This window comes from Fibrobacter sp. UBA4297 (assembly GCF_002394865.1).
Lineage (GTDB): Bacteria > Fibrobacterota > Fibrobacteria > Fibrobacterales > Fibrobacteraceae > Fibrobacter.
The window spans coordinates 223,644-240,298 of sequence record NZ_DGUZ01000017.1; the positions used below are offsets into that span (position 1 = coordinate 223,644).

Below are 16,655 nucleotides of genomic sequence, written 5' to 3' on the forward strand. Positions count from 1 at the left end.
TAGCCTACCACCTAACTCCTAACAATGATCGATTTCGCGGCTTTAATGAACTTTGCTTTTGAGAATCGGCTCTACGAGTCCGAGGTTCATGGCATTGAGCATTGGCATCAGGTGGAGTACAATGGGCTCCTCTTGGCGAAAAAGACTGGCGCCGACATTGATGTGGTGCGCTTGTTTGCGATTTTCCACGACTCGCAGCGTTTGGATGATGCATACGACCGTGAACATGGTGCACGCGGCGCAGAATTTGCAAAGCGTTGCCGTGAGGAAAAGCTTTTTGAATTGGACGATGAGCGCTTTGGCTGGCTCTATGATGCGTGCCGCTTCCACACGATTCAGCCGCGTACGGGAATTGTTACGATAGACACTTGCTTTGATGCAGACCGCTTGGATTTGGGCCGTGTCGGGTTTCCGCTGGATCCCAAGAAAATGGCGACGGAATGGGGTGCAAAAATAGCCCAGAAGTCGCTGACTTCGGGCTATTCCGTATTCCACATGCGCGAGTGGATCCGCTCACTTGTGTTGTGATGTTATTCTTGCGATTTTAGTCATCCTCGCGACTTGTGCTGTTTGCACTGAGCCATGTTGAAGAGTGCATGCTGAAGTAAGGCTAGGTTTCATTGATTTATGGTTTCAATGCAAGAAGATCTTTTTCGGGAACATTCAGCTTTTTTGACACTCTCTGAACCCAAAGCTTAAACATCTTCTCGCTATTTTTGCGACCTTTTTCAATTCCTTTTTCAATCCCTTTTTTGATCCCTTTTTCGATTCCTTCTTCGATTCCTTTTTTGAGCCCCTCTTCAAGTCCTTTTTTCATACCTTTCCGGAGACCCGCCGCTTTGGCTTTTCTTTCTGCATCGGCGATGCTGACAAAGCCCATGCGTTCTCCAATGCTTCTGAATGCCATAATCATCTCCTTGATTAAAGTTTTATCAACATACCACTTCAAATATAATTCAATTTTTTTGACGAGAGTAGCCCTCGCGTTGTTGTCCAGTTTGTCGAGCAATTCCTTGATAATTTTGCCGGCGCTCTTGAGTCCATCAGGATCGTAGGCGTGTTTCATCACAAGAAGCCCGATGGCTGCTACAGGATTGTTCGAACCGCTGCAATCAGAATCAAGAATGTTTGCAAGGCTTACCATGACGCATTCAAATGGAAGATCTTTTCCGTTGAATTGTTCATACCCTTTTTTCTTGAATTCTTCAACGGGGTTCCAGTGAGATTTTCCGTTGTAGATGATAATTGCTTTTGTCGGGAGCCATTTGAAGTCGGAATTACTTTTGTTCACCATCACTTCAAAAACATAGTGATAAATTTGCGAGAGCGTGTCGTTTTCTCTGACAGACTTGTGTTCGAGTAATATGCCAACGAATGCGTCTGGCCCTCCTTTAAGCGACTTTGCTTTGAAGGCGAGATCGGCTTCGCCTCGTTCGCCAACGGTGCTGAAACTTTCAGGAATGGGTTCGAGGCTTTCCATATTGACGTTCGAAAGCATTTTGCGGAGTGCTGGAGTCCGGCGTTGAGCGAGTTGTAAAAGTGCTTTTGTGTTTTGTGGAATGGAGTAGATGTATTTAAAGAAGGAATCGTGCTTACGTTTTGACGCTTTTTTTTCTTTTTCCATGAAATCACTTTTCATCGAGTTCAGTAACTCGATTTTTGTTCATATAGCAAACGATATAATAAAGGATATAGAAAAAGATATAGAAAAGCCTAGCTCGTTGGAACTAGTTAATTGTAATCTATAAAACTGTACTGAAAAAAGCAAGAGGTCTTTTGGCGCCCGGTTTTGTGGCTAGGAGACAAAAGACCAATGAGATGAACAACTAACTATTCTTTAATCGCTTGGAACGAGCAGCTGATTTCAACAGCGACGTTCTTCGGGAGCGTAGAAACGCCGACAGCCGTACGCGCGTGTTTGCCGTTCTCACCGAGAATCTGCACGGCGAGTTCGCTGGCGCCATTCAGTACAATCGGCTGGTCATGGAAATCGTTTGCAGACTGCACAAATCCCTGAATCTGAACGAGGCGGAGTGTTTCGCCGGCTTTCAACTGCGTGAGGGCGGCGGCAATGTTGTTCAAGAAGCAAATCTGTGCCGCTTCCTTGGCCTTTTCCACAGAAATCTGGTTCGGAACAACGCCTATAAAAGCAGAAAAGTCTCCCTTCACGGACGGCAACTGCCCAGAAACAATAATCGTATCGCCAAAGCGCGTTGCCGGAACATAAGCGGCAACCGGTGCGGGGCAGGCGGGGAGCGTCAGCCCCAGTTCTTCAAATTTAGAGACAATATTGCTCATGTAATCTCCTTGTTTTTTGCGCTTCTAATATACAATAATTGCGCCTTATTTGGCATTTTTTCGTTAGGCGATTTCGTGGAATGTACTTTGTATTTTGCTGAGGTATATGCAAGGACTATTACTGGTATAAAAGAAGATGCCGGCTTGGGGGCCGGCATGACGTTTGCAAAATAGCACAGGTTCCTTCGACTACGGCGCAATACGCCTTCGCTCAGGATGATGCGGACCGTTACTTCTTCTCGACTAATTCCGTGGCGAGCTTCTTCATTCCGTTGAAGTCCCACTTGCCACTGCCGAGCTTCGGGATGGCTTCGACGCAGAACACGGAACCCGGTTGCATGAGTGGCGGAATGCCTGACTTGCGCAAACTTCTTGAGATTTCTTCGGTATCGAGAGCTTCGTCGCCTTTGACGAGGAGCACGATGCGTTCGCCCTTCACAGAATCCGGAACGGCGGTAATGGCAAATTCGTGTTCTCCCATGATGCCTGTTTCTGCAATGCGGAGTTCCACAGCGGTAAGCGAAATCATTTCACCACCGAGCTTTGCAAAGCGGCTGTAGCGGCCGAGAATCTTGACGAAGCCGTCTTCGGTGATGGTACACTTGTCTCCGGTCTTGTACCAGCGACGCCCATCGACTTCAAAAATGACGGCATCAGTTTTAGCTTCATCGCGGAGGTAACCCTTCATCACTTGCGGGCCTGTGATGACGAGCATGCCTTCTTCACCCGGAGCCAAGAATTCGTTTGTCTCGGGGTTAATAATGGCACCTGTAGAACCCGGGACGACCATGCCGATGCTCGATGGGTCACTGCATTTTTCCATCGTCAAGAAGTCGTCCAAAAGTACGTTCGGGGCGTTGAGCGTTGCAAGCGGCGTGAGTTCCGTACAGCCGTAGCCTTCGTAAATGTCCTTGCCGAACTTGAGCTTGAAGGTCTCGCGCATTTCGGGGCGGAGCTTTTCTGCACCGGCAATCACGTAGCGCAAAGAGTCGAGGCACATCGGGTGGACCCAGCGGTTGATGGCGATGGCGCGGAGGAATGTCGGGGTGCCCATGAGGATGGTCGCCTTGTATTCGGCACACACGCGAGCAAGCGTCTTGATGTCAGTCGGGTCGGGGCAGAGCACCATCGGCACACCGTCCAAAAGCGGCATCATGAATGTCATCGTAAAGCCAAACGAATGGAACAGCGGGAGGAGCGATGTCATCACGTCGGTGCGGCAAAGCCTGATGACGTGGTCTCCTTGCTGGGCGTTGGAAATCACGTTCTTGTGCGTGAGTTCTACACCCTTCGGTGTACCTTCAGAACCGGAGCTGAACAAGATAACAGCATCGTCGCTCAGCTTTGCGGTCGTGAACCAGAGGTCTCTCAAAAGTTTCTTGGGGAACGTTAAGACGATGAACGATTCGAGCAGACGGCAGAATGTGCTGATTTTCTGTTCTTCTTCGTCGATGTAGAACATCTGGCATTTTTCGGCAAGCTGCTTGAAGTCGGAGTTCTTGCCGCAGAGCTTGTCAAAGAAGGCTCGGGACGTGACAATTGTCGAAAGTTCAGCCTTGTCGATGCAACCAATGAGCGTGTCTACAGGCGAGGTGTAGTTCAGGTTGACGGTCGTCTTTCCGCAGCCGAGAATAGACATAATGCCGAGAGCGGCGTCGCGGCTCGTGGGGAGCATGAAGCCTACGTTCTGGTCGTTCTTGGTGAGCGATTTGATTTTCTTGCTGAAGTGGTGGCAGAGGCGGATCATCTCGTAACCATTCACGTGGCGGCCGGCAGGGTCAATCAAGATTGGGCGGGAACGGCGCTTGCGCATCGCGCGGTACCAGAGCGGGATGATACTTGCGGAATGGTCCATCGCCATGTTCCAGATGTCGGTTCCCAGGTTCTGCAAGTCCTTGCGGATCACGTTTTCGGGCGTGGTGGCGGGGAGAGCCTTGCCGAAACCTACGCTGATGACTCGGTTGAAATACTGCGGGCGGTTCACACATTCGGAGGCGTGGCTGTAGCGGCTGCCCCAAAGACCTTGTATGTAGAACGGGACGATTTGGGCTTCGGTGCCTTCAATAGCCTTTGTGTAATCGAGCGAGAACTTGGATACAAATGGAGTCTTTGATACTTCGCCTTCGGGGAAGATGACGACGGCTTCGCCCTTGAGGAGCGCTTCGTGGATTTTTTTCATCGCTTCACTTGGGTCGCGGCGGTTGATGTCGATGACGGACTTGCCGTGTGCGAACCAGCGCAAATACCAGTCGGCAAAGGTGTTGCGGTTACTTGCGATGAGAAGCGGGCGCGGGCTTGCCATCTGGAGCACGGCCCAGTCAATAAAGCTGTAGTGCGGGCCTACCAAAAGGAGCGGACCAGATTCGGGCATATTCTGGATGCCGTGGACCTTGACCTTATAGCGGAACACGTATGAGAATGCAAAGCGGAGCCCAGCGCGGAGGAGCGTCATCGGGGTGCGCTTGAGCGTGAACACGAACGTGAGGGCGAGGATCACAGCGAGGAAGAATAGCTGTTTGTGGAGGCTGAGTTCGGTCATGAGGAAGAGGATGACCTGGAAGCCAAGTAAGATGAACAGGAAGCTCATCTGAATCATGAACGAAACGGCGTGGATGCGGCCAGATGTGTCTGGGCGTGTGACGTTTTGGATGACCGTGCGGAGGATGACGAATGCGGAGCCTGCCCAGAAGGCGATGAATGCGTAGAGGAACGCAAGGACGTACTGGTTATTGATGAATGGCGTCATAATCATCGTGATGGAAGACGCAATGGCGGCAAGCGGGATAAGGCCTGTTTCCACGAAGTTCTTGGAAGACTTTGCGGCACTGATGGCGCCAATGATGTAGCCGATTCCTGTAAAGATGAACGTCCACTGGAAAAGCGTTGTGCTCTGCGTGCCTGTCATGTTCTGCGAAATCATGATGAGGAATTGCGTCACGCTCCAGAATGCAGCAATGCCGAGCATCGAGAGCTTGAGCATCGGGTTCGACCAGGTCGAAGAAAAATTGCGCATGGGAGAGCGAAGCTTCACGAACTTGTTCTGCTTGCAGATGCGGATGCAGAAAGACGAAATCGCGGCAACAAGGCCAACAGCCGAGAGGATAAACGGAAGCAGTGTGTAGCTGATTGTCGAGCTGTCGTTCGGGCTGTAGTCAAACGTGAGGAAGGATATAATCGTGATGCCGAGCGCCATGAAAATCAAATGCTTGGCGTTGATCCTCACGAGGTCGTTCCCGTCGGTGATTTCTTTCATGAGGCCGATTTTTGCAGGGCTGAAAATCGCAAGGAAGATGCCGTAGAGGAACAATAGCGCAAATGCACCGAAGTCGAGCCTTTCGCCAAAGAAGAATGCAATCAGCAAAACGGAAATTGCCATGCCGATGGAGGTCCAGCCCATGACCTTGCTCTTGGGGAAGCGGCCTGCGAAGTAGCTTGCGACATGCATCATGATGATGCTCGGCGAGAACATGGCGAACTGGAGTAAAAGGCTCAGCCAGAAGAATCGTGTGCCTTCGGAGTTGAAGGTTATCCAACGTTGAAAGTGGATGAATAAACCCAGTTGCATAAAAGATGTTAAAAATACAGCTATGTAATAGGGAATCTCGCCAGAGTGTAATGTGCGTTTCATATAGGTTGTTTTGTATAAAAATTGTTCAAAATTGCGAGGTAAATATAGTAATGATTGGTGGGGGTAAAAAAGGAAAAGCCCGCACGGTGGCGGGCATGACATAGTAGGGGGCGGGGGGCGTCTCGTTACTTCTTGAATACTTTGTAGAAGCAGAATGCGCAGAGCCCAGTGATTGCGCCCCAAGCGCAAATCATGAAAACGAGTCCGCCCGTAGTGAATTCAGCGTCCATTTTTAGCCCTCCATGTTTTCGTCAGAGTTTCCGATTTCCATCTTCTTGATGCTTTTGCTGCGGCCTTTTTCAGCAGGGCCGCCCTTGCGCCAGGCGTAGGCGATGGCGAGGTTTAAAAGCAAGAACAGTATGAGCAAGAATCCGCGGAATGCCCATGTGAATCCGATTTTTGGGAATGTGTGGCCAAGGAAATTGACCGTTGCATTCGGGTCCACGTTGCTGAGCGTGATGAACGGGAGACCGTCCGTGAGCGTGAACGAAACCAAAAGCACAATCAGGTAAATCGGGCAAACATACATGATGATGGGGCGCAAGAAGCGGGGGAGCTTGAGGAGCGAACCGTCGTTCATTGTTGCGAAGGCTTCGTTTTCGCCCGGTTCAAATTCCACTTCGGCAGGGAGGTCGCCATTGGCCTGGGCTTCTTTCGCCTTGCGGCGTCCGAGCACGAGGCTAAAGAGAACAGCCTGGATCATGCCTACGAACACGATGAGGTACGTACCGCCCCAGAAGTCGAGTTCATCGACGGTGCCTGCGGCGAGGCCGAAAATGGCGGTAAGGCTACCGATAAAGGTAATCGTACTGACCGTCGTGACGGATTTTTTACGCGTAAACTTGAGGTCGTCTTCGCAGAAGCTGATGAGCGGCTGGATGATGGAAATGGCGCTTGTGATGCCTGCAAAGAATAGCATGGTAAACCAAACGGTCTGGAGCGCGCCACCGAACGGGAGCGTTCCGAAAACGTAAGGCATCGTCTGGAATCCAAGACCAAACGTGCCGAGCTTCGCGCATTCTTCGATGTTTGCGCCTGCGATAAGCACAGCCATCGGGATTACAACCGTACCACCAATAATCACTTCGGCAAATCCGTTCGTAGCACTTGCCGTGAGCGAAGAAAGCACGAGGTCTTCTTTCGGCTTGAGGTAGCTTGCGTAGCAGAAGATGATGGCCATACCGAGACTCATCGTGAAGAACACCTGGCCAGCTGCGGCCATCCAGACCTTCGGACTAGCGAGTTCCGAGAAATCTGGGTTCCACATGAAGGCAAGTCCCTTGCCAATGCCTGGGAGCGTGAGCACGCGGACCACAAGCACAAGGCCTAAAATCAAAAGGATCGGCATGCAAATCTTGTTCGCGCGTTCAATGCCCTTGCGCACGCCGAACGAAAGCACTATCATGTTCGCGATAAATGTAATGAGGAAGAAGATGATGGCGACCGGGATGCCGCCGACGCAAGTCTTGAGCATGATGTAGTCGCTAAAGAATTCCGTCATCTTTGCAGGACCCTGCGCGACAACGTCCATCAACGTGCCCGTTGCGGAGTAGAATGCAAATGCCAAAATCCAGGACTGGATAAATCCATAATAGAAAATGATGAAAATCGGCGGGAGGAGTCCGAGTGAACCCAGGTACTTTGCCCACTTCTTCTTTTTGTGGAAAATCACGTGGTAGGTACTCGGGGAGGTGCCGTAATTGTGGTAGCCGGCGTAACGGCCGAGCGTCCATTCAATCCAGGCGAGCGGAATTCCGAGGAACACAAATGCAATGAGGTAGGGGATGATGAATGCGCCGCCGCCATTAGTAGCCGCCTGCACAGGGAATCGAAGAAAATTGCCAAGACCGACTGCAGAACCAGCGACTGCGAGGATAACCCCGAGTTTGGAACCCCAGCTTTCACGATTATTTGCCATGTTCTTTTCCTAAAATTTGAGCCGAAACTCAGTGAATATCGTGTTAAATTTAGTTATTCTTCGAAAAATGGCAACTTTGAAAAATATTACGCAAGGGGATGACCTTAGGCGTTCTTTTTTTGCCTGCCTTTGAGTTCCTCTTTCTTAGCGTACATGCTTTCGTCTGCGCGCTTGAATACGTCGTCAACGTTGTCGCCAGCCTTGAATTCGGACATGCCGTAGGCGACAGAGTAGCGTTCATAGGGTTTGCGCTTGGTATTGTTTGCCGTCTTTTGAAATTCCCTTTCGATATTTTTCAGAAGCTTTTCGCGGTTCTTGTAGTCGCTGTTTTGCAGAATGACCACGAATTCGTCTCCTCCGACTCTGTAGACGGGAGATTGTCTGTAGATGTTGCAGAAAATGCGGCAAGCTCCCAAAATGTACTTGTCTCCGCAATCGTGACCAAAGTTGTCGTTGACATCCTTAAGGTTGTTGACATCGATCATCACAATCGCAAATGTTGCGGTATTGTTGGCAATTTGTTCTTGCAAGGCTTCTTTCGTTTTGTCGTAGGCGACCTTGCTGTTGACATGGGTCAGGGAATCCGTGAATGCGAGGTTGGTCATGTCTTCGGCCTGTTCCTTTGCGGACCGTGCGATGGCCTCCGCTTCTAGAAGCCCCTGGACGTATGTGCGCATGTCCTTAGACATCTGCGAGATTGCATTCGAAAGCGATTCGATTTCGTTGTGCGTGTGAATATCGGGAGCGGCGAAAATCAGTTCGTCGGGCGTCTTTTTACCACGGCTCTTTTCGGCGAAATGTCGGGCGCTCTTTTCAAGTTCAAGAATCGGCCCCGTCACGTTGCGGCGTAACCATATGAACAAAATAAGTGCAAACAGGAGCCCAAGCCCGAGGGTCAGTAAAACGTTGTACATGACGTAATTGTTGACGGTCTTGTGGAGGTCCGAAATGGAAATGTCTGCGCAGATGACGCCAAAATGCACTCCAAGCGAGTTGACGTACGGTTTGCAGGCCGTGTAGGCCGCCCCCCAGTCGGAGTCTTCTTCAAAGAATGAAATTTCATCCTTTGTCATGGCCTTCGCGAATTTTCGAATTTCAGAAAGTTCATACGCGTCGGTCAGCTCCAATAACTTCATGTCTTCTTCGCCACGTTCACGTTCTGCCTTGCTTGTGGCGGAGCAGATATTGTATATGGAATCGTTGCGCACAAAAAGCGAGTAGAGGTAGAACAGCTCGAAGTCGTCGACCATGCCGTTGAGCAACTGTTGCACGTCGTTGTACTTTTCGGTCTTTTGGCCCGTTATGGCGTTCTGGTAAAGGTCGTCCATGTCTATGCGGTTGACCGCATAGTTCAGAATGTTGCTGAGCTTGTCATCGTAACGCTTGTAAAGAGACTGAGAGTATGTCAGGTAAGCCTGGATAGAAAGCAAAAGGCACATGAATGTGATAAAGACCGCGCTTCCTAGAATAAGGCTTCTATGAATAGGTTTCTTCTGGTTCTTCATACATTGCTCCATCGCTTCAAAAAATAGTTCTTTTTTTTACAAGAATCGTAAGTGATGTAAAAAATAGCACAATGATAGGAATCTGCTTTTTTGTACACTATTTTGTAAAAATGACACCTTTTGACATGGTGGTTTTATTATATTAGTGCTCATGGTAGCAGTAAATAAATCCAAGAAAGAAATTGAGTATCTCTGTACGGAATGTGGCAATACGACTCCGAAGTGGGCGGGCAAGTGCCCGTTTTGCGGGGCGTGGAGCTCTCTTAAGGAACATGTTATTGAACGGGTCGCGGAAGGTGCTGGGCGCGTGGGGCGTGGTCTTGGCGGTCCGGTTCATAAGGTTGTGATGCTGAAGGATGTCGCAACGGAAGATACGCGGCGTTTGAGCACGGCGAATTCGGAATTTGACCGTGTGCTTGGGGGCGGTTTTGCGCCGGGAAGCCTGGTGTTGATTGGCGGCGATCCGGGGATTGGTAAATCGACTCTCGTGCTGACGACACTTGCAACTATGAATGCGGCGGGAGTCAAGGCGCTGTATGTGAGTGGCGAAGAGAGCGCTTGTCAGGTGAAGCTCCGCAGCGAACGATTGAATGTCTCGGGGAGCGACATGATGCTCCTCTGCGAGACGAATCTCGAGAAAATTTTGGAGCAGGCAAAAGAGGTAAAGCCTCAGGTGCTTGTGATAGATTCTATCCAGACGGTTTACAAGAGCGACCTTGCGGGGACTCCCGGCTGTGCAACGCAGTTGCGCGAATGCACGCTGGACTTGATGGTGTTTGCCAAAAATACCGGCTGCATCACGATTCTGATTGGACATGTGACGAAGGACGGGCAGATTGCCGGTCCGCGAATCTTGGAGCACATGGTCGATACGGTCGTGTACTTCGAAGGCGACCGGAATCATCAGTACAGACTCTTGCGAACCATCAAGAATCGCTTTGGCGCTACCGACGAAATCGGCGTTTTCGAGATGACGAGCCACGGACTGAACCCTGTACTGAACCCTAGCAAGGTCTTTTTGCAAGAAGGCGTCCCGCCGACACCCGGGAGCGCCGTGTGCTGTACCATGGAAGGTTCAAGGGCGCTCCTGTTCGAAACGCAGGCCCTGGTGAACCAGACGAACTTTGCGGTTCCGCAACGGGTGGCGGCGGGCATTGACCCCAAGCGCCTGACGATCATCCTTGCGCTTTTGGAAAAGTTTGGCGGCGTGACTATTGGCGCCTCGGATGTATTTGCAAGCATTGCCGGCGGCATGAAGGTGAACGACGCCTCTTCGGACTTGGCGCTTGCGCTTGCCGTGGCGAGTAACCACCTGGGAATCCCGCTTTCGCGGCAGACGATTGCGATTGGCGAGCTAGGACTGTCTGGCGAGGTGCGCGGTGTAAGTCTCTTGGACCAGAGGCTTAAAGAAGCGAGTCGCTTGGGCATGACGGAAGCTGTTGTGCCCGCAAGTAGCAAACTCTCGGAGAATATGGGCTCTATGAAGGTTGTGCGGGTGCATTCATTGTCCGAAGCTATAAGCTGGCTTATGGATAAGAAGTAGGGTAGGAAGTGGTTAGTAAACAGTGGTTAGTGATGAGTTGCCGACTAATAACTATTGACTAAAGACTATTGACCAATGACTAAAATAAAAAAAGGGGCGCTCTTATGAGCGTCCCTAAATTCCGTTATTCAATAGGACTTATTTTTCGCCCGGTCTCTTGAATCCGTATGCACGTGGATCGAAACCGCTGGGGAACTTAGTTCTTTCGTTGTAAATCACCTTCTTGGCAGTGAACTTTTCGATCTTTGCACCGGTGAGGTCTGCACCAGAGAAGTCCACGTCTTCCATCTTGGTGTCAGCGTCAATCTTGACCCCTTCCATCTTTGCGTTGATGAAGGTGACCTTGATGAGCTTAGCACCAGAGAAGTTTGCACCGGAGAGCTGAGCATTGTTGAATGCGGAGCGTTCGATGGTGGAGTTGGAGAAGACAGCCTTGGTGAGGTCTGCGTTGTCGAAAATGTCCTTGAAAACGTAGGCACCGTCGAACACGGCCTTCATGAGTTCAGCGTAGTTGAACACGTTCTTGCTCACGTTCGCATCGAAGAAGGATGCCTTGTTGAGCTTAGCCTTGTCGAACGTGCTCTTGGAAACGTCGCCCTTGTCGAAGATAACGCCGTTCAAGTCCTGGTTGGTGAACGTCATGTTCTTGACCTTGGACTGAGCGAACTTGGCCTTCTGGAGCTGGGTCCTGGAGAGGTCCACGTCGTTGAACGTGGTCAAGGAAAGGTCTGCTTCCTGGAGGTTCACGTTGTTGAAAACGGCACCGTCGAAGTCTGCCTGAGAAAGACCTGCCTTAGCGAAGTTCACGTTGTTGAGCTTTACGCTGGAGAAGTTTGCAGCGATGAGGTTGCAAGCCGTGAAGTCCGTCTTTTCCATGGTGGTCTTGCGGAGATCGCTGTTAGCCATCAAGGAACGGGAGAAGTTCGTGTTGGTGAGGTTTGCCTTGCTGAAGTCTGCGCGCGTCAGGTCCATATCCATAGCGGATGCCTGGGTGAGGTCGGCCTTGCTGAAATCGCATTCGTCAGAAACCTTCATGGCGTCGAGACGGGCGCCCTTGAGGTTTGCCTTCGGGAATTTGCTATCGAGAAGCGTTGCGCGGTAGAGGTTTGCGCCTTCGAGGTTTGCACCTTCGAAGCTTGCAGAACGAATGTCTGCGCCGCTAATCGTTGCACCCTTGAGGTTTGCACCTTCGAAGTTGGCGCCGCTAATCACGGCATTGCGGAAAGAGACTTCGGGAAGGATTGCGCCTTCGAAGTCCGGAGATTCACCGGCAGAGCGCTGGAAGTCCGTAACGCCCTTGACAGCTCTTGCCTTCTGGAACTGATAGTTGTCGATACGCTTGTCGCGGAAGGATGTATTCAGTTCTTTACCTCTGAAGTCCTGTGCAGACACGTTGAGCGCGAGTGCACCAAGGAGGCAGAGACCAAATTTATAGACGTTCTTCATATTCATAGTCAAATTCCCTTTATGAAAAAAAGTAAATCAAATAACGGATAGCCCTAAAATAACTAAAAAAATTGCAAAACTAACAATGAAAAATAAAAACTGACCAAATAAATACTAATTTTACGTTGAAATGACTTGTTTTCGTTCAAATTCTTACAAAGTGGTGATCTGCGGGGCGGGTCCTGCCGGTCTTATGGCTGCATTCCAGCTAGGAAAAATGACAGGCAGTGCCGGACGAATCCTTCTTTTGGACAAAAAAGAACCTTGGAAAGAGCCCATCTTTTGTGCCGAAGCTGTATCGACCCATCGTTTGAACGAGTTGTGGCCTATAGACGAATCCTGGGTGCGAGGAAGCCTTTCGGGCATCTATTTTACGTCGCCCAAGGGTTACAAGGCTGAATTTTACAGCAAGGATTGCGGACAATTGCTTGACCGCTCGAAGTTCCACCATGCGATTGCCGATGCATGCGTTGCTGCGGGCGTGGAATGTCACTTTGATGCGCTCATCAAAAGCATTGAAAAGGCCGAAAATGGCTGGAATCTGAATGTCCAGGTGGGCGATGAAACGTTCGCGGTTTCGGCGGAGGCAGTTATTGACGCCAGTGGCCCAGGTTGCCGCCTCACTCGTGGAATCCCGTGCCTTGAAGGAATTGAATCGGGCGATACGGATTTGGAACCCGGCATTTTTGCTGTGGCCGAAGGGATAGAGCATAAGCGCGACCATATCGACCTGTTCTATGGTAGTGAGTTCCCGGGCGGTTATGGCTGGATTTTCCCGCGAGATGGCAAGGAAGTGAATATCGGTTTTGTGCTTGCGAAAGATGTCAAACCGGGAATGCCGTTGCGCGAAAAACTCAAGCACTTTATCTCCTCGCATTATCCAGATGCAAAAATCAAGGCTATCTACGGTGGAATGATTGCCTGTGGGCAGTCAAACAGGCCGCTTGCCAAGTGTGGTCTCTTTAAGGCGGGTGATGCGGCTAGCTGCGTGAACCCAATGAGCCGTTCAGGTATTGTAGAAGCGCTTTTGAGCGGAAAGATTACGGCGGAAGCTGTCCATGAATGGCTGAATGCGACCGATGAAACATCGCGGAATCGCGTTGAAGCGTCCGTTTTGGATCGCTGGATGGCCGCTCTCGGAAAGACTCATTTGCAGATTGCGAAGGCAAAGTCCGATTTTGCGAAGGTCAAGGATGAACAATTTGACAAGGCCGCTGAGAGCCTCTCGAAACTCCCGCGCGAAAAGCAGACTCTTTTTAGAATTTTCTGGGCAGTGCTGTGGTCTTGCCCGTCTTTAATTTGGAAAATGCGTTCTTTTTTGCATTGATTAGGTTATGTCAGAAAGTATAATTGATCGTCAAGAAAAAATTAGAGCAAAGTTTGCTTCTTTTACAGATCCGGATGACAAGTGGAAGTTCCTCTTGGATTTGGCCCGTGAACACAAGGGCATGGATGCATCCCTCAAGGCCGAAAAGTTCATTATTCAGGGCTGCGCCTCGACCATGTATCTTGTGCCGAAGTTCGAAAACGGAAAGATTCATTTCGAGATGGACGTGGAAGGCGGCACGACGAACCCGCTGATTAGCCGTGGCCTTGGGGCACTTGCCTTGCAGATTTTCAACGACATGACTCCGGCCGATATTTTGTCTGTGGATCCGACATTTTTCCAACAGATTGGACTCAATGTCGGACTTTCGCCGACGCGCTCGAACGGTTTTGCAAGCCTTTTGAAACAGATTTATTTATATGCACGCGTCTTTGACGCAATTTCTAAAAAATAGGACGACTCTATGTTTAGTTTCTTGAATGGAAAAAGCCCGTTTGACGAGGCTGAAGAAAAACTGGAAGCCGGTGAAACCGTTAACGGGAGACCGAAACTTCCGCAGGCGCCGATTATGGGCTGGCAAGATGGCGTGTTCTTGCTGGTGCTCGCCGGTTTAATCGTGGGTGGTTATTACTACTACCAGTATGCTAAGCAAAAGAGTGCTGATGCTTTTGCCAAGTGCGATGCTTTGTATGTCGCCGCTGAAACGGACGCTACAAAGTATGTGGATGCCGAAGCCTGCTACAACGAAACGTGGGACTTGGGCTTTGTGAGCGATTCTATGGAAATCCTCCGCCAGAACCGCTTGGGAGCCATCGAAGATCTGCGCAACCAGCAGAAGGACTTGTATGCCGATGCCATGGGTGCTATGGCCGCTCGTGATACGGTTGCTGCATACAAAGTTGTGAGTGAATACAAGGGCCCGATGCTTTTGAGCCAGGGCGACCGCAAGGATTGGAACAACATTGCCAATAGCGACGCCGTCAAGGCTAGCGTTGCTGCGGCCGCTGTTCGTGCTGATTCTATTGCAAAGGAAAAGGCAATTGCAGATTCCTTGGCTCAGGTTGCTGCAGAACTCCGTGCAAAAGCAGTTGCTGATTCCATTGAAAAAGCGAACAAGAAACTTGCTCGCAAGAAGCGCAAAAAAAACAAATAGGTTGTAGGTTATAGGGGTTAGGGAAATTAGGTATTAAATTTGGCGGCGAAGCCGCGATTATAAATCCTAGTATCGTGCCAAACGAGCGTCGCAGAAAATGCTTGCATTTTTTATGACCGAGTGCAGCCGATGACGCTGAAAGCGTCAACACCTAAAGCCTAATCCCTAGAAACCTTTTCAACTGTAATTTCGCGTTCGGTTTCCGAGATAATTTGAATTTTAACGACGTGGGTGATGCCTGCGTCGTTTTCTTCTAATCGTTCGGGCCATTCGATGAGGCTGATGCCGCTTTCGAGATAGTCCGGGTCCATGCCGACTTCGTAGAGGTCTGCGCCGCCTTCAAGACGGTAAAGGTCGAAGTGGAATATAGGCGGGTTGTTCGGGTATTCGTGGAGAATTGTGTAGGTCGGAGAACAGACTGTGCCTTCGAAGCCGAGCCCTTTGCAGATGCCGCGGCTAATGACGGTCTTGCCTGCGCCGAGATTCCCGTAGAGGGCAACCTTATCGCCGACCTTCAGCGACTTCGCAAATTCTAACGCCCAATTGTATGTGTCTTGTTCGGAATGGAATAGCATAATGAAATGGAGTTGTTAGTCAATGGTCGTTGGTCTGTAGTTTATATTTGGCGCCTATGGCGCGTTTATTCGACTAATAACTAATGACTACTAACTAATTTCTGTGGCGTTGTCGATTACAATTTTTCCTTAAACTGCTCGTACGTGAATTTGTGCAGCAGGTGGAACTTGCCGTTTTCGTCGAACTTGCCGATGCTCGGGTGACGCACTCCGTTGAAGAACGAGGTCTTGACCATCGTGTAGTGTATCATGTCTTCGAAGATGATGCGGTCGCCGACCTTGAGCGGTTCGTCGAACGAGAAATCACCGAGCTGGTCGCCGGCGAGGCAGGAATTGCCCGTGAGCTTGTACGTGTAAACTTTTTCGCCTGGGAATGCTGCACCGATGATGTTCGGACGGTACGGCATTTCAAGGCAGTCCGGCATGTGGGCGCTGATGGAAACGTTCAGAATAGCGATATCCATTTCGTTGTGGACGATGTCGCCAACGCTTGCGACGAGTTCACCGGTTTGCCAGCCGATGGCTTCGCCCGGTTCCATGATGACTTGCAAGTGCGGGTAACGTGCGGAGAAATCCTTGAGGATGCGCACGAGTTCATCGCGGTGGTAGTCCTTACGGGTAATGTGATGACCACCGCCGAAGTTCACCCACTTCATTTGCGGGAGGTACTTGCCAAAATGCTTTTCAAATGCCGCGAGAACGCCTTCTAGGGCGTCGGCATCTTGTTCGCAAAGTGCATGGAAGTGGAGCCCGTCAATGCCGTCGAGGAGTTCGGGCTTGAATTCTTTTTCGGTCACGCCGAGACGGGAGAACTTGCCGCAGGGGTTGTAAATGTCGGTTTCGACTGTCGAAAATTCCGGGTTCACGCGGATGCCGGCACTCACGCCGTGGGCGAGAGTCTTGTCCTTGAAACGCTGCCACTGCGAAAAGCTGTTGAACGTGATATGGTCCGCTGCATCGAGGATGGCGTCGATTTCGTCGTCTTCGTAGACGGGTGCAAAGACGTGGACTTCCTTGTTCATCTCTTCGCGGGCGAGGCGTGCTTCGTTGAGGCTAGAGGCGGTGGCGCCGGCGAGGTATTCGCCGATGAGCGGGAATGAACGCCAGAAACTGTAACCCTTGAGGGCGCAGATGATTTTGACGCCGGTCTTGTTCTGGATATCGGCGAGGATTTCCATGTTGCGGCGGAGACGCGTTTCGTCAAGTACGAAACAGGGATTTGGAACTTGAGAATAGTCGAGCATAGTTAGAAAGATAGAACT

13 protein-coding genes are annotated in these 16,655 nt (G+C 50.5%); 5 read left to right on the top strand and 8 right to left on the bottom strand.

The window, feature by feature from the left end:
* The first annotated feature begins 45 nt into the window (after window positions 1-45).
* Window positions 46-528: a hypothetical protein gene (locus tag B3A20_RS09235; RefSeq protein WP_290763870.1), complete on the top strand. Its 483-nt coding sequence runs from the start codon at window positions 46-48 to the stop codon at window positions 526-528.
* Between the two features lie 97 nt (window positions 529-625).
* Here the strand turns inward: B3A20_RS09235 and B3A20_RS09240 are convergent, their stop codons facing one another.
* The 5 genes from B3A20_RS09240 to B3A20_RS09260 form a co-directional block, all read right to left on the bottom strand.
* The gene (locus tag B3A20_RS09240; protein ID WP_290763873.1) at window positions 626-1,624 is read right to left on the bottom strand and encodes an Rpn family recombination-promoting nuclease/putative transposase; all 999 of its coding nucleotides are present in this window, start codon (window positions 1,622-1,624) and stop codon (window positions 626-628) included.
* A gap of 206 nt (window positions 1,625-1,830) precedes the next feature.
* Complete coding sequence (locus B3A20_RS09245) at window positions 1,831-2,298, bottom strand: RidA family protein (protein ID WP_290763876.1); 468 nt, start codon at window positions 2,296-2,298, stop codon at window positions 1,831-1,833.
* 229 nt (window positions 2,299-2,527) lie between these two features.
* Window positions 2,528-5,863, bottom strand: coding sequence for an MFS transporter (locus tag B3A20_RS09250; protein ID WP_290763878.1), 3,336 nt, complete (start codon window positions 5,861-5,863; stop codon window positions 2,528-2,530).
* A gap of 295 nt (window positions 5,864-6,158) precedes the next feature.
* Entirely contained in the window at window positions 6,159-7,844 is a 1,686-nt protein-coding gene (locus tag B3A20_RS09255) for a sodium-dependent transporter (RefSeq protein WP_290763881.1), read from the bottom strand.
* 104 nt (window positions 7,845-7,948) lie between these two features.
* Complete coding sequence (locus B3A20_RS09260) at window positions 7,949-9,349, bottom strand: GGDEF domain-containing protein (RefSeq protein WP_290763884.1); 1,401 nt, start codon at window positions 9,347-9,349, stop codon at window positions 7,949-7,951.
* A gap of 151 nt (window positions 9,350-9,500) precedes the next feature.
* Here B3A20_RS09260 and radA point away from each other — a divergent pair, with 151 nt between their 5' ends.
* The gene (radA, locus tag B3A20_RS09265) at window positions 9,501-10,892 is read left to right on the top strand and encodes a DNA repair protein RadA (RefSeq protein ID WP_290763887.1); all 1,392 of its coding nucleotides are present in this window, start codon (window positions 9,501-9,503) and stop codon (window positions 10,890-10,892) included.
* A 138-nt stretch (window positions 10,893-11,030) separates the two neighbouring features.
* On the opposite strand, the gene B3A20_RS09270 is transcribed toward radA, so the two are convergent.
* Window positions 11,031-12,344, bottom strand: a complete 1,314-nt coding sequence (locus tag B3A20_RS09270) for a pentapeptide repeat-containing protein (RefSeq protein WP_290763891.1) — start codon at window positions 12,342-12,344, stop codon at window positions 11,031-11,033.
* 124 nt (window positions 12,345-12,468) lie between these two features.
* On the opposite strand from B3A20_RS09270, the gene B3A20_RS09275 reads away from it, so the two are divergent.
* From B3A20_RS09275 to B3A20_RS09285, 3 genes are read left to right on the top strand one after another with little or no spacing between them, the layout of a single operon-like run.
* On the top strand, window positions 12,469-13,665 hold the full coding sequence (locus B3A20_RS09275) for an NAD(P)/FAD-dependent oxidoreductase (RefSeq protein WP_349680072.1): 1,197 nt from the start codon (window positions 12,469-12,471) through the stop codon (window positions 13,663-13,665).
* 7 nt (window positions 13,666-13,672) lie between these two features.
* A complete protein-coding gene (locus B3A20_RS09280) occupies window positions 13,673-14,119 on the top strand; it encodes a SufE family protein (RefSeq protein ID WP_290763897.1) in 447 nt (148 codons plus the stop codon).
* 9 nt (window positions 14,120-14,128) lie between these two features.
* On the top strand, window positions 14,129-14,818 hold the full coding sequence (locus B3A20_RS09285; protein WP_290763899.1) for a hypothetical protein: 690 nt from the start codon (window positions 14,129-14,131) through the stop codon (window positions 14,816-14,818).
* Between the two features lie 158 nt (window positions 14,819-14,976).
* Here the strand turns inward: B3A20_RS09285 and tsaE are convergent, their stop codons facing one another.
* Window positions 14,977-15,393 carry a tRNA (adenosine(37)-N6)-threonylcarbamoyltransferase complex ATPase subunit type 1 TsaE gene (gene tsaE / locus B3A20_RS09290; RefSeq protein WP_290763901.1) on the bottom strand — a complete coding sequence of 139 codons (417 nt, stop codon included), beginning with the start codon at window positions 15,391-15,393 and terminating at the stop codon, window positions 14,977-14,979.
* Between the two features lie 116 nt (window positions 15,394-15,509).
* Window positions 15,510-16,637 (bottom strand): carboxynorspermidine decarboxylase, encoded by a 1,128-nt coding sequence (nspC, locus tag B3A20_RS09295; RefSeq protein WP_290763905.1) that lies wholly within the window; start codon window positions 16,635-16,637, stop codon window positions 15,510-15,512.
* Between the last annotated feature and the right edge of the window lie 18 nt (window positions 16,638-16,655).

What these genes read in the sequence shown, in the direction of transcription:
- B3A20_RS09285 (WP_290763899.1), top strand. Translation starts at nt 14,129, where the DNA reads ATGTTTAGTTTCTTGAATGGAAAAAGCCCGTTTGACGAGGCTGAAGAA.
- B3A20_RS09275 (WP_349680072.1), top strand. Translation starts at nt 12,469, where the DNA reads ATGACTTGTTTTCGTTCAAATTCTTACAAAGTGGTGATCTGCGGGGCG.
- B3A20_RS09255 (WP_290763881.1), bottom strand. Translation starts at nt 7,844, where the DNA reads ATGGCAAATAATCGTGAAAGCTGGGGTTCCAAACTCGGGGTTATCCTC.
- B3A20_RS09260 (WP_290763884.1), bottom strand. Translation starts at nt 9,349, where the DNA reads ATGAAGAACCAGAAGAAACCTATTCATAGAAGCCTTATTCTAGGAAGC.
- B3A20_RS09250 (WP_290763878.1), bottom strand. Translation starts at nt 5,863, where the DNA reads ATGCAACTGGGTTTATTCATCCACTTTCAACGTTGGATAACCTTCAAC.
- B3A20_RS09280 (WP_290763897.1), top strand. Translation starts at nt 13,673, where the DNA reads ATGTCAGAAAGTATAATTGATCGTCAAGAAAAAATTAGAGCAAAGTTT.
- B3A20_RS09245 (WP_290763876.1), bottom strand. Translation starts at nt 2,298, where the DNA reads ATGAGCAATATTGTCTCTAAATTTGAAGAACTGGGGCTGACGCTCCCC.
- B3A20_RS09270 (WP_290763891.1), bottom strand. Translation starts at nt 12,344, where the DNA reads ATGAATATGAAGAACGTCTATAAATTTGGTCTCTGCCTCCTTGGTGCA.
- radA (WP_290763887.1), top strand. Translation starts at nt 9,501, where the DNA reads ATGGTAGCAGTAAATAAATCCAAGAAAGAAATTGAGTATCTCTGTACG.
- B3A20_RS09240 (WP_290763873.1), bottom strand. Translation starts at nt 1,624, where the DNA reads ATGGAAAAAGAAAAAAAAGCGTCAAAACGTAAGCACGATTCCTTCTTT.
- nspC (WP_290763905.1), bottom strand. Translation starts at nt 16,637, where the DNA reads ATGCTCGACTATTCTCAAGTTCCAAATCCCTGTTTCGTACTTGACGAA.
- tsaE (WP_290763901.1), bottom strand. Translation starts at nt 15,393, where the DNA reads ATGCTATTCCATTCCGAACAAGACACATACAATTGGGCGTTAGAATTT.
- B3A20_RS09235 (WP_290763870.1), top strand. Translation starts at nt 46, where the DNA reads ATGAACTTTGCTTTTGAGAATCGGCTCTACGAGTCCGAGGTTCATGGC.